Source organism: Streptomyces sp. NRRL WC-3605 (genome assembly GCF_001509795.1).
GTDB classification, from domain to species: domain Bacteria; phylum Actinomycetota; class Actinomycetes; order Streptomycetales; family Streptomycetaceae; genus Streptomyces; species Streptomyces viridochromogenes.
This window is the reverse complement of record NZ_LLZN01000002.1, coordinates 214,421-239,518: the sequence shown is the minus strand read 5'-3', so window position 1 is coordinate 239,518 and position 25,098 is coordinate 214,421. Positions and strand designations below refer to the sequence as shown.

Here is a 25,098-nt window from a genome sequence, read left to right as displayed (position 1 = left end):
AGCCTCGCGGGCTCATCCGATCACCGCCGCCCTGACACAGAGGACGTCCGGCAGGTGCGACGCCAGCTGGCGCCAGGAGTCGCCGTCGTCGGCCGACGCGAACACCTCGCCGTTGCGGTTGCCGAAGTACACGCCCGCCGGGTCGGCGTCGTCGGTGCACAGCGCGTCCCGCAGGACCGTGCCGTAGTGGTCCTCCTGCGGCAGACCCGCCGTCAGCGCCTCCCACGTCCCGCCCGCGTCCGCCGTACGGAAGACTCGGCAGCGGCGGTCCGCCGGGACCCGGTCGGAGTCGGCCTGGATCGGGTACACGTACGCCGTCCCACCGCGCCGGGGGTGGGCCGCGACCGCGAAGCCGAACGTGGACGGCAGGCCCTCGCCGATGTCCGTCCAGTGCCCGCCGGAGTCGTCGCTGCGGTACACACCCCAGTGGTTCTGGAGATACAGGCAGTCGGCGTCCTCCGCGTCCTGCGCGACCTTGTGGACGCACTGGCCGAACTCCGGATTCGGGTCGGGCAGGAACACCGCCGAGACACCGGAGTTGGACGGGGTCCAGCTCGCGCCGCCGTCGGTGGTGCGGAAGACGCCCGCCGTGGAGACGGCGACCGTCACGGTCTTCGGGTCGCGCCGGTCCGTGACCACCGTGTGCAGCCCCTCGCCCCCGCCGCCCGGCACCCACTTGGAGCGGGTCGGGTGCTCCCACAGCGGCCGGACGAGGTCGAAGGTCTCGCCCCGGTCCTCCGAGCGGTACAGCGCGGCCGGCTCGGTGCCCGCGTACACGACGTCCGGCTCCGCGACGGCCGGATGCAGCTGCCACACCCGCTCCAGCGACGCCCCCGTGTCCTTGGGGAACCTCACCGCCGGCCGGGCCGGCTCGGTCCAGGTGCGGCCCAGGTCGTCCGAGTGGAACACGGACGGACCCCAGTGCGAGCTGTCACCGCCGACGAGCAGCCGGGTGCGCTCGCCCCGGGTGTCGACGGCGACCGAGTACACGGCCTGCGCGTTGAAATACGGACTCTCGTCGAACTCCCAGGTCCCCCCTCGCCTCCGGCCGATGAACAGGCCCTTGCGTGTGCCTACTGCGAGCAGTACCTCGGTCATGCCGATCACCTCCGCGACGCCTTTGTCCCAGACACCCGTCAGTCTGCACCCCACCACTGACAGTCACCCCCGAGCAGGGCGACACCGCAGGTCGGAGCGGCGATGACGCGCTCGGCACGACGCGTCCCACGCCCGAGTCCGGCCCCGGGGACGTGAGCATCGGGGCGCCCGGAACCGTATGGGTGGGAGCGGCCCGGCACGCCGTGCCGCGTCCGTGCGCTCGTGAGGAGGAAGCCGCCGATGGCGTTCCGTGGTCGCAGGGTGTGGCTGTGGCGGTGGCGGCGCAATCCGCTCAAGCGCCGCGCCGACGCCGTCGAGTCCTGGGTCCTGCTCGCCGTGTGGGCGGGCATGGTCCTGACCGGCGTCGGCACGGCCCTGACGACCGTGGACGGTGTGGAACGGGGCATGGCCCGCGAACGGGCCGAGTGGCGGCCGGTCGTGGCCCTGCTCGGCGAGGACGCGCCGGGCCGGGCGCGGCCGCGGACGGGTGCCTCCGGAGGCGAGCGGGTCTGGGCCGAGGTCCGCTGGAGCGCGCGGGACGGCTCCCCGCGGACCGGTCAGGTCCGCGTCCGCCCCGGCAGCCCGGCCGGCACCCGGGTCACCGTGTGGACGGACCCGGACGGCCACCTGGTCGGCCGCCCATCCACCCCCGCCGAGGCCCACACGCGGGCCACGCTCGTGGGCGGCGTCGCGGGGCTGTGCGCGGCCGCCGTCCCGTTCGCCGCGGGCCGCGCCCTGCGCACCCGTCTGGAGAGCCGCCGTATCGAGTGGTGGGGTCGGGAGTGGGCCCGCTTCGGCCCGTACTGGGGCGGGCGCGCCACCTGGTGACGGCCGCCCGTGGGGCCGTCGAGGAACGGGCCCGACCGACGACGGGCACGGCCCTACCGACGAGGGGCAGGGCCCTCAGGCGCCGTCCGGCAGGGCCCGCGCCAGGATCGCGTCGACGTCCGCGCCGTCGGGGAGCGTCCCGAAGGCGTGCCCCCAGTCGCCGCCGAGCCGGGTCGCGCAGAACGCGTCGGCGACCGCCGCCGGGGCGTGCCGGACCAGCAGCGCGGCCTGGAGGGTCAGGGCCATCCGCTCGACCAGACGCCGGGCGCCGGCCTCGGACCCCGCGGCCAGCTCGGCCTTGAGACGGCTGACGGAGGCGTCCAGCCGGGCGTCCGCGCCGTGCGCCAGGGCGAGTTCACCGAAGAGCGCGTCGGCGGTCTCCGGCTCGCGGCTCAACGCCCGCAGCACGTCGAGGGCGTTGACGTTCCCGGAGCCCTCCCAGATCGACAGCAGCGGCGCCTCGCGGTAGTGGCGGGGCATGCCCGACTCCTCGACGTAGCCGTTGCCGCCCAGGCACTCCAGGGCCTCCGCGGTGAACGCCGGTCCCCGCTTCGTCACCCAGTACTTGCCGACGGCGGTGGCGATCCGGCGGAACGCCGTCTCGCTGCCGGCCGTGCCGTCGAGGGCGTCGCCGCGCACCGACCGGTCGGCGGCACCCGCGAGCCGCAGCGTCAGTGTCGTCGCGGCCTCCGACTCCAGCGCCAGGTCGGCCAGGACGTTGCGCATCAGCGGCTGGTCGATCAGCCGCGCCCCGAACGCGCTGCGGTGGCGCACGTGGTGGCCGGCCTCGACGAGCGTCTTGCGCATCAGCGTCGCCGAGGACATCACGCAGTCCAGCCGGGTGCAGTTGACCATCTCGATGATGGTCTTGACGCCCCGCCCCTCGGGTCCGACGAGCCACGCCACCGTTCCGTCGAACTCCGGCTCGGAGGACGCGTTCGAGCGGTTGCCGAGCTTGTCCTTCAGGCGCTGGATACGGAAGGTGTTGCGGGTGCCGTCCGGCAGGACCCGCGGCACCAGGAAGCAGGACAGGCCGCCGGGAGCCTGCGCGAGCACCAGGAAGACGTCGCACATCGGGGCTGAGGTGAACCACTTGTGGCCGCGCAGCGTGTACACGCCCGGCTCGGCGGACGGCCACGCCGTCGTCGTGTTCGTGCGGACGTCGGAGCCGCCCTGCTTCTCCGTCATCCCCATGCCGGCGAGCAGTCCCCGCTTCTCCGTCGGCACGCGCAGGCCGGGGTCGTACTCCCGGCTGGTCAGCAGCGGCTCGTAGACCTTGGCCAGCTCCGGCTGGCGGCGGAGCACGGGGACGGCCGCGTACGTCATCGACGTCGGACAGCCGTGGCCCGCCTCCGTCTGCCCCCACACCAGTCCGCCCGCGGTCCGGGCGACGTGCGCGCCGGGCCGGTCGTCCGCCCAGGGCGCCCCCGCCAGTCCCTCGCCGACCGCGACCCGCATCAGGTGGTGCCAGCTCGGGTGGAACTCCACCTCGTCGACGCGGTGGCCGTACCGGTCATGGGTGCGCAGCTCGGGCTCGTGGCGGTTGGCCAGCTCGCCCCACTCCTGCCCCTCGGCGCTCCCGGCCCGCAGGCCGAGCCGCCGGATGTCCGCCTCCGCCCAGCCGGCGCCCTCGCGCCGCAGGCCCTCCAGCAGCGCGGTGTCCAGCGAGGCGTCGTACGGGGCCAGGGGAGGGGGCTGGTTGGACACGTCGTGGGTGGCGTACGGCCCGGACCGGTCCTGCGGGTCCACGGGCTGCTCCTGCGCGGGTGTCGAGACCATGGCGCCAGTGTTGCAGCATTTCTACGGTCGCAGCAATACTGCAATAAGAAGCGCCGGCACGTAAGGTACCTGGCCATGGGTGAGAACGCGGCACGGCGGGACGAGGGCCTGGCACTGCGCCCGCTGTCCGCCCGGTCGGTCGTCCTGAGCCTCCTGCTGGGCCTGCACCCACCGGAGCTGCCCGTCCGGGAACTGGTGCGCGCCGTCGAGCCGTTCGGGATCGCGGGCACCACGCTGCGGGCCGCGCTCAGCCGCATGGTGGCCGCGGGCGACCTGCGCCGGGCGGACTCCGTCCACGCCCTCAGTGACCGGCTCCTCGAACGGCAGCGCCGGCAGGACGACGCCGTCCACCCGGAGACCCTGACCTGGGACGGCGACTGGGAGATGGTCGTGATCACGGCGACCGGGCGCGACCCGGCCGACCGCGCGGAACTGCGCGCCGAGCTGACCCGGCTCCGTCTCGGCGAACTGCGGGAGGGCGTCTGGCTGCGCCCGGCCAATCTGCGCCGCCCCCTGCCCACCGCCCTCGACGACGTCGCCCAGCGCTACCGTTCCCGGCCCGAGACCGCCCCCCGCGACCTGGCCGCCCGCCTGTGGGACCTGGACGCCTGGGCGGCCACGGGCCACGCCCTGCTCGATCACGTCTCCCGCGCGGACGATCCCTCCGCGCGCTTCACCGCCTTCGCGGCGGTCGTACGGCATCTGCTGGCGGACCCGGTGCTGCCGCCGGGGCTCCTCCCGGAGGGCTGGCCGGGTGGGGAGCTGCGGGCGGCGTACGCGCGGTACCGGCGGGAAGTGGCCGGCGAGGCACGCGCGCGGGGCGACGGGCGCCTCCGCGAGGCGTCACGCGCGCGTACCGAGGAGAACGCCGGCGGCGCAGACTAGGCGGGCCGCCGTGCAGCGGCCACGGGCCGCCCCGCCCGGGGCCGGTCAGACCGACCGGTGGTACTGGTCGGGCACGTGCACGGCGCCGCCCAGCTCGCGGGCCGCGTGGCGTGCCCAGGACGGGTTGCGCAGCAGCTCGCGGCCGAGGAGGACGGCGTCCGCCTCGCCGTTCGCGAGGATCTTCTCGGCCTGCTCGGCGTCGGTGATCAGGCCCACGGCCGCGACCGGCAGGGGCGTCTCGGCCTTGACGCGTGCGGCGAACGGCACCTGGTAGCCAGGACCGAGGGGGATGCGGACGTCCGGTGCGTTGCCGCCGGTGGAGACGTCGAGCAGGTCGACGCCGTGCGCGTGCAGATCGGCGGCGAAGCGCACGGTGTCGTCGTCGGTCCAGCCGTCCTCGCCCAGCCAGTCGGTCGCCGAGATGCGGAAGAACAGCGGCCTGTCGTCCGGCCACACGGCGCGTACGGCGTCCACCACCTGCAGGGCGAGCCGGGTGCGGTTCTCGTAGGAGCCGCCGTACGCGTCGGTGCGGCGGTTGGAGTGCGGGGAGAGGAACTCGTTGAGCAGGTAGCCGTGCGCGCCGTGGATCTCGGCGACGTCGAAGCCGGCCGCCAGGGCCCGGCGGGCGGCCTCCTCGAAGTGCCGTACGACGTCCTGGATCTCGGCGACGGTCAGCTCGCTCGGCACCGGGGACTCCTCGGCGAAGGCGATCGCGCTGGGCGCCACCGGCTGCCAGCCGTGCGCGTCCGGTCCCACCGCCCTGCCGCCCTCCCAGGGGCGTCCCGTCGACGCCTTGCGCCCGGCGTGGGCGAGCTGGATGCCCGGCACGGTGCCCTGCGTGCGCAGGAAGTCCGTGATCCGGCGCAGCGCCGCGACCTGGCGGTCGTTCCAGATGCCGAGGTCGTACGGGGTGATCCGGCCGTCGGGGTGGACGGCGGTGGCCTCGACGAGGATCAGGCCCGTGCCGCCGGTCGCGCGGGCGGCGTAGTGCGCGAAGTGCCAGTCCCCGGCGGCGCCCTTGTCGGGGCCCTCCGGCGCGGCCGAGTACTGGCACATCGGTGCCATCCACACGCGGTTGGGGATCGTCAGGTCGCGCAGGGCGTAGGGCTCGAAGAGCGCGCTCACGGCGGGACTCCATTCGTCACGGGGCCGGTGGTCGACTCGTACGATAGGCATCGTAGTACGGTGGATGTCAAACTACGAGGGTTCTCGTACAATGGCCCGGAACCGAGTGAGGGAAACCGCGTCAGGGGACCCGACGAACTGGAGCCGCCGTGACCAGCCCCGCCGTCAGCAGCCGAGACCTGCCGCACCCGGCGCGCGAGGAGATCCGCCTCGAGGGCGTGCTGCACGCCCTGTCCGACCCGATGCGGCTGCGGATCGTGCGCGAGCTCGCGACCGTCGGGCAGGAGCTCTCGTGTTCGCACTTCGACCTGCCCGTCACCAAGTCCACGACCACGCACCACTTCCGGGTGCTGCGCGAGAGCGGTGTGATCCGGCAGATCTACCGGGGCACGGCCAAGATGAACGGCCTGCGTACGGACGACCTTGACGGCCTGTTCCCCGGACTGCTCGACGCGCTCCTGGACGCGGCCGGCCGCCAGGCCGCGCGGCTCGGCGAGAGCGGTCTTTAGAACCTCTGCGCCGCGTCCATGAGTGACTGCCAGTCGGGCAGCTTGACCGTGCCCCGGCCGAGCGACGCGCCCAGCTCGGCCTCCGCCCGCTCGATCGCGCGCCAGCCCTCCCACCGCACCGGGTCGATCCCGGCCGCCCGCAGGGCCGTGACCGGCTCGTCCGGCACCGGTCGGCGCTCCAGCGCGGCGGCGTCCGCCAGCAGCGAGGCGACCGTCTCCTTCGCGCACGGCCGGTTGGTGCCGATGACACCCGTCGGCCCGCGCTTGATCCAGCCGGCCACATATTCGCCCGGCGCCACCGCCCCGTCGCGCAGCACCCGGCCGGCACGATGCGGGACCGTGCCGGTCGCCGGGTCGAACGGCAGCCCCTCCAGCGGCACTCCGCGATAGCCCACCGACCGCAGCACCAACTGCGCCTCCACGTCCTCGAACCGGCCGGTGCCCCGCACGCCGCCCGCCCCGTCGGGCGCCGTCCGCTCGAAGCGCACCGCGCCCACCCGGCCCTCACGGGCGAGGAGTTCGACGGGGCGCAGGAAGAAACGCAGCCGGATGCGGTGGCGGGCCGTCCGCGCCGGGGTCCCGGCCCAGTCGCGCAGCGCCTCCACGTTGCGGCGCTGCGGCGCGGGCAGCGAGCCGGGTTCGGCGCAGGCCGCGTCCATCGCCAGCTCCCGCGGGTCCACGGTGACCTCGGTGTCCGGCAGCGTGCCCAGTTCGCGCAGTTCCTTGGTGGTGAAACGGGCCTGCGACGGGCCCCGCCGGCCCACCATGCTGATCTCGCAGACCCTGCTCGCCGCGAGGGCGGTGAGCGCGGCGTGCGGGATGTCGGTGGGGCTCAGTTCGGCGGCGCCGCGCGCCAGCATGCGGGTCACGTCGACCGCGACATTGCCGACGCCGATGACCACCGCCGAGCGCGCCCCGGTCAGGAACCCCTCGGCGGCGGCGTCGGGATGTGCGCTGTACCAGGACACGAACTCGGTCGCCGACCAGCTGCCCGGCAGGTCCTCGCCCGCGATCCCGAGGTGCCGGTCGGTGGCGGCGCCCACGCAGTACACCACCGCGTGGTACAGCTCCCGCAGCCGCGCGGCCGGCACGCCCTCCGGGCCGACCGGGACCCCGCCGAGGAACCGCACCCGCTCGTGCTCCAGCACCGAGCGCAGGGTGTTCTGCAGGGACTTGATCTTCTCGTGGTCCGGGGCCACCCCGTACCGCACCAGACCGTACGGGCACGGCAGGCGGTCCAGGACGTCGACGAGCGCGCCGGGGTGCTGCTGGACGAGCCCCTGGGCGGTGTAGCACCCGCTGGGGCCGGAACCGACGACGGCGATCCTGAGCACGGCGGAACTCCTCGGTCATGGAAGGTCGGGAGTCGCTCTGGACTCCAGCATCGCACCGCCGCCGCTCCGCTGACAGGGTGCTGTCCCGCGCGCGGGGAGCGTGTTCGTTCGTTATGGAATGTGATCATGCGGTTACGTTGCGTGTGTGCTGGAAGCATCCTTTCTTAATCTTTCCGATCGTTGTGCGACAGACGGCACCGTGTCCGTGTGGCCCGCGTGGGAAGTGCGGGACGGCGCCGGAGCCACCTCGTGGCTGGGTGTCCGGTTGGAGTTCGGTGACGGCGCACACGTGGACGCCGTCGCCGTGGTCGGCGACGGCGGCGTCTACCTGGAGGACGTCCGGGCCGTACCGGCGCTCTCGCTGGACGACCTCGCGGCGCTCGCCGACTGGATCGAGGATCCGCTCTCCGAGGCGTGCGGCGTCACGGGCCGGGGCGCCGACGGCTCCGCGAGCCGGGCGCGCCCGGAGTGGCCGCTCGGCGTCGAGGGGCAGTGGCTGGTCGCGCGGGAGTACCGCCACGCCCAGGAACGGGGCGCCGACCCCGTTCTCGCGGTGATGGGCGCGACCGGGCACAGCCGGCGCCGGTCGCTGCGGCTCATCGGGCAGGCACGCGACGCGGGGTTCCTGCCACCGCGCCGCGCGCGCCGCTGACGCCCGCCGGGCCCGCGGCGGCCGGCCGCGTCAGAGCAGGTCCCGCATCCGGGAGATCTCGGTCGTCTGCTGCGCGACGACGTCGTCCGCCATCTCCTCGACCTGGATGTTGTTGCCCTGGGCCTTCACGTCCGTGGCCATGGTGATCGCCCCGTCGTGATGGGTGATCATCAGCGTGAGGAACAGCTCGTCGAACGCCTTCCCGCGCGCGGCGCGCAACTTCGCGAGCTGGGAGTCCGTCGCCATACCGGGCATCGGCGTGTGCGCGTGCTCGTGGCCCTCGGTCCGCGTGTCCTTGCCGTGGGTCTTCAGCCAGCCCTTCATCGCGTCGATCTCGGGGCCCTGCGCGGCGGCGATCCGCGCGGCGAGCTTCTTCACCTTCGCCGACTCGGCGCGCTCGGGCACGAGTCCGGTCATCACCAGTGCCTGCTCATGGTGCTGGATCATCATGCGCGCGTAGTCGACGTCGGCCGAGTTGGGGGAGTCGTCCTCGGAGCGCTGCCGAGCGGCCTCCTCGGCGGACAGCACCTTGTTGGGTTCGCCCGGTTCGCCGGGCACGATCACCGAAGGCCCGCTCCGGTCGGGCGACTTGGCGTCGCTGCCGGAGTCGCAGCCGGCGAGCGCGAGCGCGAGCACGAGGGCGGCCGCGGCCAGGACGGCACGGCCCCGGCGCGATGAAGTCGGCGTCACATGTGCCTGGTCCCCTTTTGATATGGGCATGACTGAGACGATACTCGGGCGTGCGTGAACCGTTCCAGTGCGAACGGCACGAGGGAGGAAAACAGTGATCCTGTTCAGAAATCCCCGAACCCGCCGCAGACACCTGGGAGTCGTGGCCGTCGCCGCCGGACTCCTGGGCGCCCTGCTCACCGCGCAGCCGGCGACCGCGACCCCCGACCCCGGGGACGGCCCCGCCCAGGGACAGAAGGTCTCGGAGAACACCCGGGCCGAGGTGCGCAAGGCGCTGAAGGACGGCGGAATACCCGGACAGAACGAGATCGTCCACTCTGCCAACATCCGGCACCTGGCGAACGTCCCCAAGGACAGCCTCAAGGGCCTCAACTCCGACCTCGCCTTCCAGGGCAAGTACGCCTTCGCGGGCAACTACGACGGCTTCCGCATCTTCGACATCAGCAACCCGAAGGCGCCGAAGACCGTCGCGCAGGTCCTGTGCCCCGGCTCGCAGAACGACATCTCCGTCTCCGGCGACCTGCTCTTCCTGTCCACCGACTCCTCGCGCAGCGACAGCAGTTGCAACAGCACCACCCAGCCCGCCACCGAGAAGTCCTCGTGGGAGGGTATGAAGGTCTTCGACATCAGGGACAAGCGCAACCCGAAGTACGTCGCCGCCGTCGAGACCGCGTGCGGCTCGCACACCCACACGCTCGTGCCCGAGCGCAAGAACGTCTACATCTACGTCTCCTCGTACTCGCCCGACGCCTCCTACCCGGACTGCCGGCCGCCGCACGACGGCATCTCCGTGATCAAGGTGCCGCGCCACGCACCGCAGAAGGCGGCCGTCATCGACTTCCCGGTGCTCTTCCCCGGTGAGGGCCCGGACGGCGGCGGCAACCCCGGCACGCCCGGCCGCGTCAGCAAGACCACGGGCTGCCACGACCTCACGGTCCTGCCGTCCAAGGACCTGGCGGCCGGCGCCTGCATGGGCGACGGCATCCTGATGTCGATCAAGAACCCGGAGCGCCCGAAGGTCATCGACCAGGTCCGGGACGACGTGAACTTCGCGTTCTGGCACTCGGCGACCTTCAACCAGAAGGCGAACAAGGTCGTCTTCACCGACGAGCTCGGCGGTGGCGGCGCGGCCACCTGCAACGCGGAGATCGGGCCGAACCGCGGGGCCGACGGCATCTACGACATCGTCGGCAAGGGCGACAAGCGCAAGCTGGTCTTCCGCAGCTACTTCAAGATCCCCCGGCATCAGGCCGGCACCGAGAACTGCGTGGCGCACAACGGCTCCCTGATCCCCGTGAAGGGCAAGGACCTCATGGTTCAGGCCTGGTACCAGGGCGGCCTCTCGGTCTGGGACTTCACGGACTCAGAGCGCCCGAAGGAGATCGCCTACTTCGACCGCGGCCCCCTGACCACGGACACCCTGCAGATCGCGGGCTCGTGGTCGGCGTACTACTACAACGGCTACATCTACTCCAACGAGATCGAGCGCGGACTCGACGTCCTGAAGCTCGACGACCGCCGCACCGACCCGGCGCGCCGCGTCCACCTGCGTGAACTCAACGTCCAGACCCAGCCCGACTACTTCGACTGACTCTCCGGGCGGCCGGGCTCGCCCCCGGTCGCGAAGAACCGCGACAGATCCTGCTCGCACGTCCCGCCGGAAGCGGCTCCCGCGTCCGGCGGGACACCCATCTCCCAGTCCAGCCGGTAGCGCTTGAACAGCTCCGCGCGCAGCACCGGCACCGGCATCGGCACGCCGGGCACCAGGGCCGCGAAGACCGCGCCCATCAGCAGGGCGCGGAGCATCGGATAGTCCGTGTCGACGTCCCGCGAGCCGTACCGCTCACAGGTCTCCCGCAGCAGCTCGGCCAGCCGCCGCTGCTCCGGGCACTGCACGAAGCCCTCCGCCTGCAGGATGCCCGCCATGTGCTGGCGCATCAGCACCGGCCGGTCGCGCGCCAGGCCCAGGACGGCGTCGACGGCACGGGCCAGCCGCTCCCGGCCGTCCTCGGTGCGGGGCTCGCGTTCCAGCGCCTCCTCCAACGTCCGGTGCATCAGCCGGTGCACGGCCGACTGCACCAGCTGGCGCTTGCCCGGGAAGTAGTACGACACCAGTCCGCGCGCCGATCCGGCCCGGTCCGCGATGTCGCCCAAGGTGGTCGCGTCGAAGCCGCGTTCACCGACCAGCTCCACCGCCGCCTGCAGAAGCCGCTCCCGGGAACGCCGCCGCAACTCTTCATTGACCGAGGCGCTGCGCGGGGACATCCTGTAACTCCTGCGTTGACTGGCTGCCAGCCAACTATACTCAGCACGTCCCGTCCGGCACCGCCGTGCCGGACCGGGCCATGTCGTCCGCCCTGGGCGACGCGGGGGATCGTCCAGGGCGGGCTCGGCAGCTTCGGGTGCGGCGTCCACGCCGCCCCGCGTCAGGAGAGCGCCTCGCCGGGCCGCTCCGCACGGTCTCGGGACCGGCGTAGATCCACTCCCACCGCCAGCGCCACCACCAGGGCGCCCAGCAGCCAGCCCCCGACCACGTCCGAGGCCCAGTGGACGCCCAGCCAGACCCGGGTCAGTCCCACGCCGATCACGGACACGGCCGCCACGGCGACCGCCGTGCGCCACACGGGGCCGGTGGTCCCGTGCCGGTGCAGGAGCCACAGCAGGAGGCCGCACACCACCGTCGCCGTCATCGCGTGCCCGGACGGGTAGGCGGCGAAGCGGGCGGAGTCCACGGGGTCGGGCCAGGTGGGGCGGGACCGGTCGACGGCGGCCTTCAGTGTCTGCTGGACCAGTGTGGCCACCGCACATGTGACCACCAGCCACACGGCCGTCCAGCGGGCCGCGCGGCGCCACACCAGCCAGATCGCGGCCGCGAAGGTCACGAACCGCATGGTCCACGGGTCCCACACCCAGTCCGTCAGGATGCGGAAGACATGCGTCAGCCCGGGGTCGCCGACGGCCCAGCGGTGTGTGGTGTCCGCGACCGTGCCGTCCAGGCTCATCAGCGGGTGCCAGCGGAAAGCGACCATGGCCAGCAGCAGCGCCGAGGCGAGGGCGAGCGCGCCCGCCCAGCCGGACACCGCGCGCTCGGCACTCGGGCGGGGCGGGGACTCGACGGACGGGGTGGGCATGCGGGGATCCTCGCCGACTCGTGGGGCGGATTCCAGCATCCGGGGTGGCGTCCACGGCACGCGCCGCGGGCGATCCCGGCCGCCCCGGGATGGACACCGTGATCCCCGCATACCCAGGGCGGCCCGGCGTATCCGTGCGTGCCGTCCCCGGCGTCAGGGCGGGCGTTCAGAGGGTCAGCAGCATTGCGACCATGGCGATGCCCATGGAGAGCCGGCAGGCGCGCGCCAGTTCGGGGCGGTCGCCCCAGCCGACGCCCGGCCCGCCCGCCGTGACCGGCACCAGCCGGACACCCGACAGCAGCACATAGCCGGTGAAGTAGGCGAGCAGCGCTCCCGTCAGCGGCGGGACGCCCGCGTCGCCGTGCCCGCCGTGCCCACCCCCCGGTGCGGCGGCCATCACCAGGGACATGTAGACCATGGCCACCGCCCCCACCAGGTGGTGCAGATGGTGTCCGCCGGCCCGCGCCGACCACAGCGCGTGCAGGGCCGCGGCGCCGAACACGGCCGCGTACACGGGCCAGGCCCAGCCGGGCGGAGTGAAGACCGCGGCCGGCACCGCCATCGCGGCCATCCCGAACCCCATCAGCGCCTCGCCGCCCGCGGCCCGGCGCTGCTCCTCGACGTGGCTGCGCATCCGCAGCAGACAGTAGGCGCCGGTGATCGCACACAGCGCGACCAGCAGCCAGCCGGGCGAAGCCGGTCCGTGCACGCGCACCTCCCCGCTCGACGGTCCGGACAGTGCGTCGATGCCCGGGCGGGACGGCGGCCACGCGGGCGCAGAGGTGTACACGGGGAGCGTTCGGCGGAGCACCCCTACTTGATTTACCAGTAAAACACTCGCTAAAGTGATGAAGTGAGTAGTCGAATTCCGCTTTCGGTCGCCGAAGCGCTGCGTCTCGGCCGGCCCCCCGAGATCTGGTTCAAGCCCGCCCTGAGCGTGGTCGCCGCCGTCGCCCCGCCCAACCTCACCCTGGTGGCGCTGGACCGGCTCGACCTGGCGGTGTACACGATGGCCGGATCCCTGTGCGCGCTCTACGCCCACAACCGCCCCTACGCCGCCCGGGCCCGCGCCCTGGCATGGGTGCTGCTCGGCATGCTCTCCGGCCTCGCCGCCGCCCTGGTCGCGTCCTCGCTGACCGGCAGCGCCGTCGTGCTCGTCGCCGTCGGTGCGGCGCTGGCCGCGGTCCAGAAGGTGCTGTGCGACGCGACCAGGATCGGCCCGCCCGGCCACGTCATCCTCACCTTCGTCAGCTCCGCCGCCCTGTTCGTGCCGCAGACCCTGGGCGAGATCCCCGGGCACCTCGCCCTGGGGGCCGCGGCCGGCGCCTGGTCCTGGCTGGTCGGCATGGCCCCCGGCCTGTTCCGTCCGCACGGTCCGGAACGCCGGGCCGCGGCGGCGGCGCTGCGGGCGGCCGCCACGTACGCGGAGTCCCGTGACGACCACGACCGGGCCCACGCCAGGACCGCCCTGACCGCCGCCCGGCACGCCCTGGCCGGCACGGGTCGTGTCACCGACGCCCGGCGTGCCCTGAGCCGCCTCGTGGACCGCGCCGAGATCGCCCTCGCGGCCCCCGCCGACGCCGACCCGGACCTGCTGCGCGACTGGGCCCGCCAGGTGCGCGGCACCCGGGCCGTGCCGCTGGTCGACGACCGCACGCTCCTCCGGGGCGAACCCGTCGTGCGGGACCCGCTGTGGGCCCGGGTCCGCCCGCTCGGCCGGATCGGCGTACGCACCGCCCTGGGCTGCGCGTTCGCCGGGTACGCCTCCCTCGCCCTGGGGGTCGGCCGCCCGTACTGGGCACTGGTCACCGCGGCCTCGCTCTACCAGGCCAGCCTCACGCTCACCTGGGGCCGGGGCGTCCAGCGCGTCGTCGGCAACCTCCTCGGCGTCCTCCTCTTCGCCGCCCTCGTCCCGCTCGCGCACACCGGCGGCCTCGCGCTCGTCCTGTGCTGTGTCGCCCTGAACTTCGGCGCCGAGGCCCTGATCGGCCGCAACTACTGGCTCGGCAGTGTCTGTGTGACGCCGATGGCCCTGCTCATCACCGAGTTCGCCGGACTCCAGGACCCGGGACGCCTGATCGGCGAGCGGGTGCTCGACACGCTCGTCGGCGCGCTCGTCGGACTCCTCGCCGCCCTGGCCGTCCCGGACCGCGCCGGCGAGCGGGTCGTGCGGGGCGCGCGCGAGGCACCCCGTACGCTCGCCGGGACGGGACACCGCGAGGACCCGCACCAGGACCAGCGCACGCACAGCGACACGACGGAGGGCGTACGGCCATGACGGCGACGAACGGCGGGCCGACCGGGACGCGACAGGACACGGTGGCCGCCGTGGTCCGCCAGTGGCGGACCGTGCACCCGGGTCTCGACACCGCCCCCATGGAGATCATCGGCCGGATCAACCGCTGTTCCGCCCTGCTCCAGCAGGCCGAGGACGCGCCGCTGCGCCGGGCCGGTCTGAGCCGGGCCGAGTTCGACCTGCTGGGCGCGCTGCGGCGCACCGGCCACGAACTCACCCCCAGCGAGGTCGCCCGCGAGACCTTCTCCTCCGGGGCCGCCGTCACCAAGCGCCTCAAGGCGCTCACCGAGCGCGGACTGGTCGAACGGCGCGGCGACACCCGCGACCGCCGGGTCGCCCACGTCCGCCTCACCGACGCCGGCCGGGACCTCGTCGACGGCATCCTGCCCGAACAGCTCGCCTACGAGACGTCCGTCCTGGCTGACCTCGACACCGACGGCCGGCAGGAGCTGGCGTCCCTCCTCGGTGACCTGCTCATCCGTCTGGAGGGCCGCCTCGGCGGCCTGCGGGCCTGACCGGCGTCAGATGCCGGGGCGGTACCGCAGCGGATGCTCCACCGGCACCTCGACCAGCACGATCGGCAGGCCGTCCGGGTCGGCGATCCACATCTCGATCAGCCCCCACGGCTCCTGCCGGGGCGGCCGGACGATCGCGACGCCCTTCGCCGCCAGCTCCTCGTGCGCGGCCGCCACGTCCGCGACCTGCATCCACAGCCGCACGGCTGGCGAGGGCGGCGTCTCGGAGCGCCCGGAGACCTCCAGGAAGCCCCCGCCCAGGAAGTAGACGGTGCCGCGCTCGGCACCCGTCCCGAACTCGCGGTACACGGCGAGCCCCAACTGCTCGCCGTAGAAGGCCCGGGACCGCTCGGGGTCGGTGGGGTGGATGAGTGTCCTGCCGCTCAGTACATGCACCATGCGGCCGCACACTAACGGCGGGTTAGGCTCTGCGATGCCCGAGCCGCGCCCGAGATGGGGGAGAACGCACCATGGACACCGCCGCGCCCGACGCCCGTGCCGGACTCGTCTTCCGCGACGCCACCGACGCCGACGTGGACACGCTGGTCGCGCTGATCGAGTCCGCCTACCGGGGGGACTCCAGCCGCGCCGGCTGGACGACCGAGGCCGACATCCTCGAAGGGCAGCGCACCGACCCCGAGGGTGTGCTGGAGGTGATCAAGTCGCCCGACAGCCGGCTGCTCACCGTCGAGCGCGACGGCGGCGTGATGGCCTGCTGCCACCTGGAGCACCGCGGGACCTACGCCTACTTCGGGATGTTCGCGGTGAGCCCGGCACTCCAGGGCGCCGGCCTCGGCAAGGTGATCATCGCGGAGGCGGAGCGGCAGGCCCGGCTGACCTGGGGCGTGACCGAGATGCACATGACGGTGATCTCGGTGCGCGACGAGCTGATCGCCTGGTACGAGCGGCGCGGCTACCGCCGTACGGGCCGGATGACGCCGTTCCCGTACGGCGACGAGCGCTTCGGCATCCCGCAGCGCGACGACCTCCAGTTCGAGCTGCTGGTCAAGGAGCTCGGCTGAGCGGCACGCGCTCCGCGGGACCGGCTACGCGGTGAAGCGGCCGGTGCGCTTGATCTCCGGGTAGTCGGTGGTCGCGCCGTCCAGCTCCAGGGCCCGGACCAGCCGCAGATGGTCCTGCGTGTTGACCACCCAGCCGATGATCCTGAGGTCGGCCTTGCGGGCGTGCTCGACCACCTCGAGGGTGAGGCGGCGGATGTTCAGGCAGACCGTCGCCGCACCCGCGGCCACGGCGCGGTCCACGACGTCGGTGCCGTAGCGGCTGGCGATCAGCGCGGTGCGCACACCGGGCACCAGGCGCGCGATCTCCGCGACGGCGTCGTCGTGGAACGAGGACACCTCGACACGGGAGACGAGGTCGCGCCGCGTGATCACCTCGGCGAGCGCCCGGGCGGCGGCGACGTCCTTGATCTCGGCCTGCAGCGGCGTCGGCACCGCGTCCAGCACCTCTTCGAACACCGGTACGCGCTCCCCGCGGCCCGCGTCCAGGGTCCGCAGCTCGGCGAGGGTCTTGTCGGCGATGGCGCCGGTTCCGTCGGTCGTGCGGTCCACGTCGGTGTCGTGCATGACGACGAGGGCGCCGTCCTTGCTCAGGTGGAGGTCGAGTTCGATGACGTCGAGGCCGGCCTGCTGGGCGGCGACGAAGGAACGGAGGGTGTTCTCGGGTTCGAGACCCATGACTCCGCGGTGACCGATGGTAAGGAAGTTCAAGACTCAACTCGCTTCCGTCGACGGCGGCTCGGCACGCAGGCGAACCGGAGGGCACTGTTCGCGTGGCAGCCCGCAGCCTAATGGGCGCTGCGCGTGATGAACCCCACATGTGCGCGGGGTTCGCGCTGCGTGACATGGCACGGCTGGCACACGCGGCTCCGGGCGGTCACCCTGGGGTGGGCGAGTCTCGTGGGGATTGACCGGGGCTCCCTGGGTAGGAGGTGCATATGCCCACTCGACGGCGTCTGAATCGCGCTCCCGGCGTTCGGCAGGAAAAAGTGCGGTGGCCTTGGGGGTGCGCAGGATAATTTCCCGAGCCCTCCCTTGCTGGGAGGAACCTCGTATGTATACGGTCTCTTTACGCGAGGTTCTCCCGTGGAGGATGGGACATGACGGAAATTCTTGTGCAGGCGGCTTCGGGGGACCAGATTCCTCCCGTGACCAGGGTGGTGGAGCACCCGGCATGGCCGGTGCTCAAGGATGCCGTGGAGCGGATCCGGCCATGGCAGTCCAAGGACGGGTCGATCGACTTCTCGGCCGAGGGCGCGCCCGGACGCGGTGACGCCGAGGCAGCCGTACGGCGTGTCGTCGAGGCCGTCGAGGAGCTCTCCCCGCTCCTGCCGCACGACGGCGCCTATCACCAGGCCCTGGTGAAGGACCTGACCCGCTGGGCCGAGGACGGCTTCGGGATACCGGACTTCCTCGACTCGCTGCTGGCCTTCCAGCCCGCCGCGAGCCGCGCGGACGGCCTCCAGCACCTGGTCGTCTTCCCCATGTACACGCAGAACGGCAACCCCGACCGCAACCTCGAGGCGGTCGTCCTGCGCATGGTCTGGCCGGACTGGCTGGCCGAGCTGGAGCGCACCCGCTACGACAACCCGCTGTTCTGCGGCATCAAGTTCGAGGACTTCACCGCGGGCTACGACACCAACTCCGCGGTCCTCTTCCCGGAGACGATCGCCGTGCGCGAGGCGCCCGAGCGCTTCACCTGGGGCGGCATCTTCTGCGACCGCGAGGCCGCCCGCTTCCGCCGCGTCACCGACGCCGCCGTGGACATCCTGGGCCTGGAGCTGCCCGAGGACATCGCCGCGATGGTCCACGACCAGAAGCGCTGCGAAGAGGCGTTCGTCCTGTGGGACATGGTCCACGACCGCACCCACAGCCACGGCGACCTGCCGTTCGACCCGTTCATGATCAAGCAGCGCCAGCCGTTCTGGATGTACGGCCTGGAGGAGCTGCGCTGCGACCTGACCGCCTTCAAGGAGGCCGTCAAGCTCCAGGCGGACGGCGTCCCGCAGGCCCGTGACGTGCAGTACGCCGTGCTGTTCGACCGCATGTTCCGCTTCCCGGTCACCGGTGAGCGCGTGCGCAACTACGACGGCCTCGGCGGCCAGCTGCTCTTCGCCTACCTGCACAAGCACGACGTGGTCCGCTGGACCGACAACAAGCTGCACATCGACTGGGACCGCGCCCCGCAGGTCACCAACCAGCTGTGCGCCGAGATCGAGAAGCTGTACCGCGACGGCATCGACCGCCCGAAGCTCGTCCACTGGTTCGCCGGCTACGAGCTGGTCTCGACCTACCTGGCCCCGCACCCGGGATCCAAGTGGGCCAAGGGCCCCGACGCCCTCGACCTGAGCCAGCCGCCGCGCAAGCTCGTCGATGACGTGCTTCCGGACGAGTTTCCGCTGAGCATGTTCTATGAGGCCCTGTCCAAGAAGCTCAAGAACGTGATCGCCTCGACCCGGGGCATCACCGCGGACGACGCCGAGCGGATCGCCGCGTGAGCGACCAGGACACAGGCAACACGGCTCAGGCTGCCCAGGAGGCGAGGCGCATGGTGGGGAACGGTGCACTCAACGGTGCGGTGATCGCGGTGGCCGGAGCGGGCGGGCCCGCCGGCCGGGCGGCGCTGCGGCGGCTCGCCGACGCGGGCGCCACCGTCGTCGGCGCGGACAACGACCCGGAGCGCCTCGCCGAGGCCGTGGACGCGGCGCGCTACGCCTCCGGCGGGGCGGCCGTGACCGGCGAGACGGTCGACCTGCTCGACCTGGAGTCCACGCGGGACTGGGCGCTGCGCACCGAGAAGGAGTTCGGGCGCGTCGACGGCGTGGTCCACCTCGTCGGCGGCTGGCGCGGCAGCGAGACCTTCATCAAGACCAGCCTCGACGACTGGGACTTCCTGGAGCTGCTGCTGATCCGCACCGTGCAGCACACGTCGCTGGCCTTCTTCGAGGCGCTCCAGCGCAGCGACCGGGGCCGCTACGTCCTGATCAGCGCGGCCGGGGCCACCAGGCCGACCGCGGGCAACGCGTCGTACGCCGCCGCCAAGGCCGCCGCCGAGGCGTGGACGCTCGCGCTGGCCGACGCCTTCCGCAAGGCGGGGGGCGCCGAGGGCCCGACCTCGGCGGCTGCCATCCTGGTGGTGAAGGCGCTGGTGCACGACGCGATGCGCGCCGACCGCCCCAACGCGAAGTTCGCGGGCTTCACGGACGTCCACGACCTGGCCGACGCGGTCGTGGGCGTCTGGGACCAGTCCGCCGCCGAAGTGAACGGAAAGCGCCTGTGGCTGACCGAGAAGCCGTGAACCCTCCGAAGACCGACGCCCGCCGTCACCACGACCCGGACGTCCGCGGCTTCGCCAGCGACAACTACGCCGGCGCCCACCCCGAGGTGCTCGCCGCCCTGGCCCTGGCCAACGGCGGGCACCAGGTGGCGTACGGCGAGGACGCCTACACCGAGAACCTCCAGCAGGTCGTCCGCGGGCACTTCGGTGCCACGGCGGAGGCGTTCCCGGTGTTCAACGGCACCGGTGCCAACGTCGTCGCGCTCCAGGCGGTCACCGACCGCTGGGGCGCGGTGATCTGCGCGGAGAGCGCCCACATCAACGTCGACGAGTGCGGGGCGCCCGAGCGGGTCGGCGGACTGAAGCTGCTCACGGTGCCCACCCCGGACGGCAAGCTCACGCCCGAGCTGATCGACCGGCAGGCGTACGGCTGGGACGACGAACACCGGGCGATGCCGCAGGTCGTCTCCATCACCCAGAGCACGGAGCTCGGCACCCTCTACACGCCTGACGAGATCCGGGCGATCTGCGAGCACGCCCACGCCCGCGGCATGAAGGTGCACCTGGACGGCTCCCGGATAGCCAACGCCGCCGCGTCGCTGGACGTGCCCATGCGGACGTTCACCAACGCGGTCGGCGTCGACCTCCTCTCCCTCGGCGGCACCAAGAGCGGCGCCGTCTTCGGTGAGGCCGTCGTCGTCATCAATCCCGACGCCGTCCGCCACATGAAGCATCTGCGCAAGCTGTCGATGCAGCTGGCCTCCAAGATGCGGTTCGTGTCGGTGCAGTTGGAGGCTCTGCTCGCCAAGGACCTGTGGCTGCGCAACGCCCGCCACTCCAACGAGATGGCCCAGCGGCTCGCGGAGGGCGTACGCGCCGTCCACGGCGTGGAGATCCTCCATCCGGTGCAGGCGAACGCCGTCTTCGCGCAGCTCCCGCACGATGTGGCGGAGCGGCTGCAGAAGAAGTTCCGCTTCTACTTCTGGGACGAGGCGGCCGGCGTCGTGCGCTGGATGTGCTCCTTCGACACACGCGAGGACGACGTCGACGCGTTCGTCGCGGCGCTCAAGGAGGAGATGGCTCGCTAGGGCCTCTCGTTTGGATCATGCCGGGCTCGCGGGGTCTGGCACCGTCGGTTGCCATGGCTCCGCCATGGCGCCCTCCTCCGCCTTGCGATGCACGGCACCAGACCCCGCTCCCTGATCCGGCCTGATCCAAACGAAAGACCCTAGGGCTCATCGAGGACAGGACAAAGGCCGGCGTCGTCATGACGCCGGCCTCTTTTCTGCTGTGGCCCCCGGTTCGGAGAGGGCCGCCTGCCTAGCCCGCGGCGCCCTCCGCCGCACGGACCTGCTCCGGGGTGGGGGCGGTGCCACCGAGGTGCGCCGGCATCCACCAGGTGTCGTTCGCGTCCTTCGGGCGCACCGGGTAGGCGCGCTGGGCGGCCTCCAGCAGCTCCTGGACGCGCTCGCGCAGCTGGCGGGTGATGGCCCCGGCGTACTTCTCGCGGGACGCCTCGATGGCCTCGCCGACCCGGATGGTGATCGGGATGTGGCTGCGCTTGAAGTTGCGAGGGTGGCCTTTCGTCCACAGCCGCTGGGTGCCCCAGACGGCCATCGGGATCAGGGGCACGCCGGCCTCCTGGGCCAGCCGGGCGGCGCCGGACTTGAAGCTCTTCAACGTGAAGGACTGCGAGATGGTGGCCTCCGGGAAGACCCCGACGACCTCGCCGGACCGCAGCGAGTCCAGCGCGTGCGCGAACGCCGCCTCACCCTGCTTGCGGTCCACGGGGATGTGCTTCATGCCCCGCATCAGCGGACCGGAGATCCGGTGCCGGAACACCGACTCCTTGGCCATGAAGCGCACGAGCCGCTTCTGGGGGAGCGCCGCCAGGCCGTTGAAGACGAAGTCCAGGTAGCTGATGTGATTGCTCACCAGCACGGCGCCGCCCGAGCGCGGAATGTTCTCCGATCCCTGGCAGTCGATCTTGAGGTCCCACACCTTGAACAGTGTCTGGGCGAAACCGACGACAGGACGGTAGACAAGCTCTGCCATGGACGGGGTGGACCCTTCCTCCAGTGCCTGGGAAGGAAGCTCCCAGAGTGAAGTTACGCAGCCGTAGGTTTACGGCTTGTCGCCGATCGTGCCCGAAGAACGGCCGAGGGCCAAGCCCAAGTGCCCGGAAGCCGCGAGATCCTCGTCACGTCCACCCCTTGATCCACCTCGTGCTTTTGATCGTCCTTTACCCGGCGCGCACCGTCAGCCGCCGTACGAGCAGGAACATCTCGCACCCCAGGCAGTACCCGAAGGCGGCGTTCAGGAACGCGGCCGCCAGCGCGGCGCCGGTGGCGGCCAGGCCCAGCCACTCGGGTCCCAGTGCGTAGCCCACGAGCCCGAGGCCCGCGAAGACGAGCCCGACCGCCTGGGCGAAGCGCGGTGGCTCGGGCGCCTCGAAGGCGGTCGGCGGCCCGAGCCGCGGCCGTACGACCCGCCGGAACAGCACGCCGTACGGCGAACGCCCCACCCCGCCCGCGGCGCCGAGCGCGAACGCCAGCGTCTGCCAGGCCAGCAGCCAGGGGTTCCCGGTGACCAGGACGACCGCCAGCACCACGGTCGTCACGGCCGCCCCGAAGCGCGGCCCTCTCACGTCGATGTCCATGAATCAAGCATTCCGCAGGGGAAAGGCTTCCGGGCGGCGGGAATCTTTGCAGTCTTGTGAATGCTTGAGCAGGGTGATGACCGGACTCGTGGTGTGTGTGGCGGTGCTCGCGGCGGCGAGTGCCTACGGAGTGCTGCAGCGGCGGCGGAGCGGGAGGGTACGGGTGCGCGGGCGCGACGACGGGAAGCGGCTCGGCGCGGGCGAGCTGGGCGGCGAACTCGGCGAGCGCGCGACGCTCGTGCAGTTCTCCAGCGCCTTCTGCGCCCCCTGCCGGGCCACCCGGCGGGTGCTGGGCGAGGTCGCCCGCATGGTGCCGGGCGTGCGGCACATCGAGATCGACGCCGAGGAGCACCTCGACCTCGTGCGGCGGCTCGACATCCTGAAGACGCCGACCGTGCTGGTCCTCGACGCCGACGGCGCCGTGGTGCGGCGGGCCACCGGGCAGCCCCGCAAGGCCGACGTGATCGCGGCTCTGGGCGAGGCGGTCTGAGGGGCCGTGATGCCGAGGGTGAGTCATCTCCCACATGCCGGAACGCACTTGACTGTGTGGACCACCTATCGTCAGTCTGACTGTATGTGTGAGGAACTCCTTCTCTTCGGACGGGCCCCGGCCGTACCGGCCCGCACCGTGGGCGCGCGCTGTCCGGGCTGTTGAAGCGCCACGGACCGCCCCGACTCCCCTCGCAGAAGGACAACTCCATGACGGCCACCCCCGGCCTGGACTCCGCTCAGCTCGCCTCCCCCGATCTGCTCCGCTCCGTCTTCCGTCGCCACGCCGCCGGTGTGGCGGTGATCACCGCCCGCGGTGAGAGCGGACCCGTGGGCTTCACGGCGACGTCCCTCAGCTCCGTCTCCGCGGACCCGCCGATGCTCTCCTTCGGCGTCGGTGCCGGAGCCTCCAGCTGGCCGGCCATCGCCGCGACGGACCACGTCGGCGTCCATGTACTCGGCGAGCATCAGCAGGACCTGGCCGCGACCTTCGCACGAAGCGGCGCCGACCGCTTCGGCGCGCCCACCGTCTGGCGCGAGGGCCCCGAGAGGGTGCCGGTGCTGGACGGGGTGCTCGCGTGGATGGTGTGCCGGGTGGTGGCGCGCGTGCCGGCGGGCGACCACCGCATCGTGCTGGCCGAGGTCGTCCTCGGCGACCCCTCGGGGCAGGGGCGCCCCCTGCTGTACCACCAGGGCCGGTTCAACGGGCTGCGTGACTGAGGTCACCGGGGCCGTGTGACCGAACAGGCGCTCCGCGTGTTCTGCGGAGCCGTCGGATTCCGATTACGCTGCGTTGCGAAGGTCACAGTTCAAAGCGCTTGCTTAGCGGGAACGAACTGGGTGTACTGACGAGTAATATTTCGCTCGGAGCGCGGGTCGCCCCGATCGGGATCGGCCGCTTGGGGCGCCTATGCTGCCTGCAAGAGGCAGCAGAGAAATGTCGACGCAGTAGGAGAGCCGGCGTGAGCTTGAGGATCGTTGTCACTGTGAAGTACGTGCCCGACGCCACTGGCGACCGGCACTTCGCCGATGACCTGACCGTCGACCGGGACGACGTGGACGGTCTGCTCTCCGAGCTCGACGAGTACGCGGTCGAACAGGCGCTGCAGATCTCCGAGAACTCCGACGACGACGTCGAGGTCACCGTCCTGACGGTCGGCCCCGAGGACGCCAAGGACGCCCTGCGCAAGGCGCTGTCCATGGGTGCCGACAAGGCCATCCACGTCGAGGACGACGACCTGCACGGCACCGACGCCATCGGCACCTCGCTGGTGCTGGCCAAGGCGATCGAGAAGGCCGGCTTCGACCTGGTCGTCTCCGGTATGGCCTCCACCGACGGCACCATGGGCGTCGTCCCGGCCCTGCTGGCCGAGCGCCTGGGCGTCCCGCAGGTCACCCTGCTGTCCGAGGTCTCCGTCGAGGACGGCACGGTCAAGGGCCGCCGTGACGGCGACGCCGCCTCCGAGCAGCTGGAGGCCTCCCTGCCGGCCGTCGTGTCCGTCACGGACCAGTCGGGCGAGGCGCGCTACCCGTCCTTCAAGGGCATCATGGCCGCCAAGAAGAAGCCGGTGGAGTCCTGGGACCTGTCGGACCTCGACATCGAGGCCGAGGAGGTCGGTCTCGAGGGTGCCTACACCGTGGTCGACGGCGCGGCCGAGCGTCCGGCCCGCACCGCCGGCACGATCGTCAAGGACGAGGGCGAGGGCGGCAAGCAGCTCGCCGAGTACCTCGCGAGCCAGAAGTTCGTCTAAGGCTCGACACGCCGACCGCCCCTCAACTTCGTTTCGCAGGAGAGCAATCCCATGGCTGAAGTTCTCGTCTACGTCGACCACGTGGACGGTGCCGTCCGCAAGCCCACCCTGGAGCTGCTGACGCTGGCCCGCCGTGTCGGCGAGCCGGTCGCCGTCGCGCTGGGCAACGGCGCCGGTGACACCGCCGCCACGCTCGCCGAGCACGGCGCCGTCAAGGTCCTCACCCACGAGGCCGCCGAGTACGCCGACTACCTGGTCGTGCCGAAGGTCGAGGCCCTCCAGGCCGCCGTCGAGGCCGTCTCCCCGGCCGCCGTCCTCGTCCCGTCCTCCGCCGAGGGCAAGGAGATCGCCGCGCGTCTGGCGCTGCGCATCGGCTCCGGCATCATCACCGACGCCGTCGACCTCGAGGCCGGCGACGAGGGCCCGGTGGCCACCCAGTCGGTGTTCGCCGCGTCCTTCACCACCAAGTCCCGTGTCTCCAAGGGCACCCCGGTCATCACGGTCAAGCCGAACTCGGCCGCCGTGGAGGCCGCCCCGGCCGCCGGCGCGGTCGAGGCCCTGTCGGTGACCTTCTCCGACAAGGCCACCGGCACCAAGGTCACCGCGCGCACGCCGCGTGAGTCGACCGGCCGCCCGGAGCTGACCGAGGCCGCGATCGTCGTCTCCGGCGGCCGTGGCGTCAACGGCGCCGAGAACTTCTCGATCATCGAGGCGCTCGCCGACTCCCTCGGCGCGGCCGTCGGCGCCTCGCGTGCCGCGGTCGACGCCGGCTGGTACCCGCACACCAACCAGGTCGGCCAGACCGGCAAGTCGGTCTCGCCGCAGCTGTACATCGCCTCCGGCATCTCCGGCGCGATCCAGCACCGCGCGGGCATGCAGACCTCGAAGACCATCGTGGCGATCAACAAGGACGCCGAGGCCCCGATCTTCGAGCTGGTGGACTACGGCGTCGTCGGCGACCTGTTCGACGTCGTCCCGGCCCTGACCGAGGAGATCAAGGCCCGCAAGGGCTGATCCCCACCCGGCACACCGAGGCCCCCGTGACCGTTTCCGACGGTCGC

At 72.3% G+C, this 25,098-nt stretch carries 27 protein-coding genes; 15 read left to right on the top strand and 12 right to left on the bottom strand.

What is annotated here, in order from left to right; translation table 11 throughout:
• Positions 1–12: 12 nt before the first annotated feature.
• Complete coding sequence (locus tag ADL34_RS03140; RefSeq protein WP_062667935.1) at positions 13–1,155, bottom strand: WD40/YVTN/BNR-like repeat-containing protein; 1,143 nt, start codon at positions 1,153–1,155, stop codon at positions 13–15.
• Between the two features lie 183 nt (positions 1,156–1,338).
• Here ADL34_RS03140 and ADL34_RS03135 point away from each other — a divergent pair, with 183 nt between their 5' ends.
• Positions 1,339–1,926, top strand: a complete 588-nt coding sequence (locus ADL34_RS03135; RefSeq protein ID WP_062667934.1) for a hypothetical protein — start codon at positions 1,339–1,341, stop codon at positions 1,924–1,926.
• Positions 1,927–2,001: 75 nt separating this feature from the next.
• On the opposite strand, the gene ADL34_RS03130 is transcribed toward ADL34_RS03135, so the two are convergent.
• Positions 2,002–3,705 (bottom strand): DNA alkylation response protein, encoded by a 1,704-nt coding sequence (locus ADL34_RS03130; RefSeq protein WP_062667933.1) that lies wholly within the window; start codon positions 3,703–3,705, stop codon positions 2,002–2,004.
• Between the two features lie 75 nt (positions 3,706–3,780).
• On the opposite strand from ADL34_RS03130, the gene ADL34_RS03125 reads away from it, so the two are divergent.
• Complete coding sequence (locus tag ADL34_RS03125; RefSeq protein WP_079034135.1) at positions 3,781–4,590, top strand: PaaX family transcriptional regulator C-terminal domain-containing protein; 810 nt, start codon at positions 3,781–3,783, stop codon at positions 4,588–4,590.
• Positions 4,591–4,635: 45 nt separating this feature from the next.
• On the opposite strand, the gene ADL34_RS03120 is transcribed toward ADL34_RS03125, so the two are convergent.
• Positions 4,636–5,715: an NADH:flavin oxidoreductase/NADH oxidase gene (locus ADL34_RS03120; RefSeq protein WP_062667931.1), complete on the bottom strand. Its 1,080-nt coding sequence runs from the start codon at positions 5,713–5,715 to the stop codon at positions 4,636–4,638.
• 149 nt (positions 5,716–5,864) lie between these two features.
• Between ADL34_RS03120 and ADL34_RS03115 the strand changes: the two genes are divergently transcribed.
• On the top strand, positions 5,865–6,224 hold the full coding sequence (locus ADL34_RS03115; RefSeq protein ID WP_062667929.1) for an ArsR/SmtB family transcription factor: 360 nt from the start codon (positions 5,865–5,867) through the stop codon (positions 6,222–6,224).
• On the opposite strand, the gene ADL34_RS03110 is transcribed toward ADL34_RS03115, so the two are convergent.
• The gene (locus tag ADL34_RS03110) at positions 6,221–7,558 is read right to left on the bottom strand and encodes an NADP oxidoreductase (protein ID WP_062667927.1); all 1,338 of its coding nucleotides are present in this window, start codon (positions 7,556–7,558) and stop codon (positions 6,221–6,223) included. The two genes, ADL34_RS03115 and ADL34_RS03110, sit on opposite strands and share 4 nt — an antisense overlap.
• A gap of 199 nt (positions 7,559–7,757) precedes the next feature.
• Between ADL34_RS03110 and ADL34_RS03105 the strand changes: the two genes are divergently transcribed.
• Complete coding sequence (locus ADL34_RS03105) at positions 7,758–8,210, top strand: DUF6214 family protein (RefSeq protein ID WP_062667925.1); 453 nt, start codon at positions 7,758–7,760, stop codon at positions 8,208–8,210.
• A gap of 30 nt (positions 8,211–8,240) precedes the next feature.
• Here ADL34_RS03105 and ADL34_RS03100 read toward each other — a convergent pair whose 3' ends face one another.
• Positions 8,241–8,930: a DUF305 domain-containing protein gene (locus ADL34_RS03100; protein ID WP_079034134.1), complete on the bottom strand. Its 690-nt coding sequence runs from the start codon at positions 8,928–8,930 to the stop codon at positions 8,241–8,243.
• Between the two features lie 64 nt (positions 8,931–8,994).
• On the opposite strand from ADL34_RS03100, the gene ADL34_RS03095 reads away from it, so the two are divergent.
• Complete coding sequence (locus tag ADL34_RS03095; protein ID WP_062667921.1) at positions 8,995–10,491, top strand: LVIVD repeat-containing protein; 1,497 nt, start codon at positions 8,995–8,997, stop codon at positions 10,489–10,491.
• On the opposite strand, the gene ADL34_RS03090 is transcribed toward ADL34_RS03095, so the two are convergent.
• The 3 genes from ADL34_RS03090 to ADL34_RS03080 form a co-directional block, all read right to left on the bottom strand.
• Positions 10,479–11,165, bottom strand: a complete 687-nt coding sequence (locus ADL34_RS03090; RefSeq protein ID WP_062667919.1) for a TetR/AcrR family transcriptional regulator — start codon at positions 11,163–11,165, stop codon at positions 10,479–10,481. The two genes, ADL34_RS03095 and ADL34_RS03090, sit on opposite strands and share 13 nt — an antisense overlap.
• Positions 11,166–11,326: 161 nt before the next feature.
• The gene (locus ADL34_RS03085) at positions 11,327–12,031 is read right to left on the bottom strand and encodes a phosphatase PAP2 family protein (RefSeq protein ID WP_062667917.1); all 705 of its coding nucleotides are present in this window, start codon (positions 12,029–12,031) and stop codon (positions 11,327–11,329) included.
• Between the two features lie 166 nt (positions 12,032–12,197).
• Positions 12,198–12,740 (bottom strand): DUF5134 domain-containing protein, encoded by a 543-nt coding sequence (locus ADL34_RS03080; protein ID WP_062667915.1) that lies wholly within the window; start codon positions 12,738–12,740, stop codon positions 12,198–12,200.
• Positions 12,741–12,884: 144 nt separating this feature from the next.
• On the opposite strand from ADL34_RS03080, the gene ADL34_RS03075 reads away from it, so the two are divergent.
• Both ADL34_RS03075 and ADL34_RS03070 read left to right on the top strand, forming a co-directional pair.
• The gene (locus tag ADL34_RS03075; RefSeq protein ID WP_079034133.1) at positions 12,885–14,309 is read left to right on the top strand and encodes an FUSC family protein; all 1,425 of its coding nucleotides are present in this window, start codon (positions 12,885–12,887) and stop codon (positions 14,307–14,309) included.
• Positions 14,306–14,842, top strand: a complete 537-nt coding sequence (locus tag ADL34_RS03070; protein WP_062667913.1) for a MarR family winged helix-turn-helix transcriptional regulator — start codon at positions 14,306–14,308, stop codon at positions 14,840–14,842. The genes ADL34_RS03075 and ADL34_RS03070 overlap by 4 nt, the downstream gene beginning before the upstream one ends.
• A 6-nt stretch (positions 14,843–14,848) precedes the next feature.
• Here the strand turns inward: ADL34_RS03070 and ADL34_RS03065 are convergent, their stop codons facing one another.
• Positions 14,849–15,241 (bottom strand): VOC family protein, encoded by a 393-nt coding sequence (locus ADL34_RS03065; protein WP_062667911.1) that lies wholly within the window; start codon positions 15,239–15,241, stop codon positions 14,849–14,851.
• A 71-nt stretch (positions 15,242–15,312) separates the two neighbouring features.
• Between ADL34_RS03065 and ADL34_RS03060 the strand changes: the two genes are divergently transcribed.
• Entirely contained in the window at positions 15,313–15,864 is a 552-nt protein-coding gene (locus ADL34_RS03060) for a GNAT family N-acetyltransferase (RefSeq protein ID WP_062667909.1), read from the top strand.
• A gap of 24 nt (positions 15,865–15,888) precedes the next feature.
• Here ADL34_RS03060 and ADL34_RS03055 read toward each other — a convergent pair whose 3' ends face one another.
• On the bottom strand, positions 15,889–16,572 hold the full coding sequence (locus ADL34_RS03055; protein ID WP_062667907.1) for a glycerophosphodiester phosphodiesterase: 684 nt from the start codon (positions 16,570–16,572) through the stop codon (positions 15,889–15,891).
• A gap of 389 nt (positions 16,573–16,961) precedes the next feature.
• Between ADL34_RS03055 and ADL34_RS03050 the strand changes: the two genes are divergently transcribed.
• Genes ADL34_RS03050 through ADL34_RS03040 form a run of 3 tightly spaced genes read left to right on the top strand, consistent with a single transcriptional unit; the run spans position 16,962 to position 20,226 of the window.
• Complete coding sequence (locus ADL34_RS03050; protein ID WP_062667905.1) at positions 16,962–18,359, top strand: DUF6421 family protein; 1,398 nt, start codon at positions 16,962–16,964, stop codon at positions 18,357–18,359.
• Positions 18,360–18,409: 50 nt separating this feature from the next.
• Complete coding sequence (locus tag ADL34_RS03045) at positions 18,410–19,159, top strand: SDR family oxidoreductase (RefSeq protein ID WP_062667903.1); 750 nt, start codon at positions 18,410–18,412, stop codon at positions 19,157–19,159.
• Positions 19,156–20,226, top strand: a complete 1,071-nt coding sequence (locus ADL34_RS03040) for a threonine aldolase family protein (protein ID WP_062667901.1) — start codon at positions 19,156–19,158, stop codon at positions 20,224–20,226. Before ADL34_RS03045 ends, ADL34_RS03040 begins: the two co-directional genes overlap by 4 nt.
• 232 nt (positions 20,227–20,458) lie before the next feature.
• Here the strand turns inward: ADL34_RS03040 and ADL34_RS03035 are convergent, their stop codons facing one another.
• Positions 20,459–21,193 carry a lysophospholipid acyltransferase family protein gene (locus ADL34_RS03035; RefSeq protein WP_062667900.1) on the bottom strand — a complete coding sequence of 245 codons (735 nt, stop codon included), beginning with the start codon at positions 21,191–21,193 and terminating at the stop codon, positions 20,459–20,461.
• A gap of 187 nt (positions 21,194–21,380) precedes the next feature.
• Positions 21,381–21,797 carry a DUF4395 domain-containing protein gene (locus tag ADL34_RS03030; protein WP_062667898.1) on the bottom strand — a complete coding sequence of 139 codons (417 nt, stop codon included), beginning with the start codon at positions 21,795–21,797 and terminating at the stop codon, positions 21,381–21,383.
• Between the two features lie 76 nt (positions 21,798–21,873).
• On the opposite strand from ADL34_RS03030, the gene ADL34_RS03025 reads away from it, so the two are divergent.
• The 4 genes from ADL34_RS03025 (at position 21,874) to ADL34_RS03010 (ending at position 25,051) form a co-directional block, all read left to right on the top strand.
• Complete coding sequence (locus ADL34_RS03025; RefSeq protein WP_062667896.1) at positions 21,874–22,287, top strand: thioredoxin family protein; 414 nt, start codon at positions 21,874–21,876, stop codon at positions 22,285–22,287.
• Between the two features lie 209 nt (positions 22,288–22,496).
• Positions 22,497–23,006: a flavin reductase family protein gene (locus ADL34_RS03020; protein ID WP_062667894.1), complete on the top strand. Its 510-nt coding sequence runs from the start codon at positions 22,497–22,499 to the stop codon at positions 23,004–23,006.
• Between the two features lie 242 nt (positions 23,007–23,248).
• Positions 23,249–24,037 (top strand): electron transfer flavoprotein subunit beta/FixA family protein, encoded by a 789-nt coding sequence (locus ADL34_RS03015; RefSeq protein ID WP_062667891.1) that lies wholly within the window; start codon positions 23,249–23,251, stop codon positions 24,035–24,037.
• Positions 24,038–24,088: 51 nt separating this feature from the next.
• Positions 24,089–25,051 (top strand): electron transfer flavoprotein subunit alpha/FixB family protein, encoded by a 963-nt coding sequence (locus ADL34_RS03010; RefSeq protein ID WP_062667889.1) that lies wholly within the window; start codon positions 24,089–24,091, stop codon positions 25,049–25,051.
• The last annotated feature ends 47 nt before the right edge of the window (positions 25,052–25,098 follow it).

Coding starts and splice junctions, on each gene's coding strand:
- ADL34_RS03050 (WP_062667905.1), top strand. CDS start 16,962: ATGACGGAAATTCTTGTGCAGGCGGCTTCGGGGGACCAGATTCCTCCC.
- ADL34_RS03065 (WP_062667911.1), bottom strand. CDS start 15,241: ATGGTGCATGTACTGAGCGGCAGGACACTCATCCACCCCACCGACCCC.
- ADL34_RS03035 (WP_062667900.1), bottom strand. CDS start 21,193: ATGGCAGAGCTTGTCTACCGTCCTGTCGTCGGTTTCGCCCAGACACTG.
- ADL34_RS03070 (WP_062667913.1), top strand. CDS start 14,306: ATGACGGCGACGAACGGCGGGCCGACCGGGACGCGACAGGACACGGTG.
- ADL34_RS03020 (WP_062667894.1), top strand. CDS start 22,497: ATGACGGCCACCCCCGGCCTGGACTCCGCTCAGCTCGCCTCCCCCGAT.
- ADL34_RS03125 (WP_079034135.1), top strand. CDS start 3,781: ATGGGTGAGAACGCGGCACGGCGGGACGAGGGCCTGGCACTGCGCCCG.
- ADL34_RS03060 (WP_062667909.1), top strand. CDS start 15,313: ATGGACACCGCCGCGCCCGACGCCCGTGCCGGACTCGTCTTCCGCGAC.
- ADL34_RS03045 (WP_062667903.1), top strand. CDS start 18,410: ATGGTGGGGAACGGTGCACTCAACGGTGCGGTGATCGCGGTGGCCGGA.
- ADL34_RS03100 (WP_079034134.1), bottom strand. CDS start 8,930: ATGCCCATATCAAAAGGGGACCAGGCACATGTGACGCCGACTTCATCG.
- ADL34_RS03030 (WP_062667898.1), bottom strand. CDS start 21,797: ATGGACATCGACGTGAGAGGGCCGCGCTTCGGGGCGGCCGTGACGACC.
- ADL34_RS03135 (WP_062667934.1), top strand. CDS start 1,339: ATGGCGTTCCGTGGTCGCAGGGTGTGGCTGTGGCGGTGGCGGCGCAAT.
- ADL34_RS03130 (WP_062667933.1), bottom strand. CDS start 3,705: ATGGTCTCGACACCCGCGCAGGAGCAGCCCGTGGACCCGCAGGACCGG.
- ADL34_RS03010 (WP_062667889.1), top strand. CDS start 24,089: ATGGCTGAAGTTCTCGTCTACGTCGACCACGTGGACGGTGCCGTCCGC.
- ADL34_RS03085 (WP_062667917.1), bottom strand. CDS start 12,031: ATGCCCACCCCGTCCGTCGAGTCCCCGCCCCGCCCGAGTGCCGAGCGC.
- ADL34_RS03025 (WP_062667896.1), top strand. CDS start 21,874: ATGACCGGACTCGTGGTGTGTGTGGCGGTGCTCGCGGCGGCGAGTGCC.
- ADL34_RS03090 (WP_062667919.1), bottom strand. CDS start 11,165: ATGTCCCCGCGCAGCGCCTCGGTCAATGAAGAGTTGCGGCGGCGTTCC.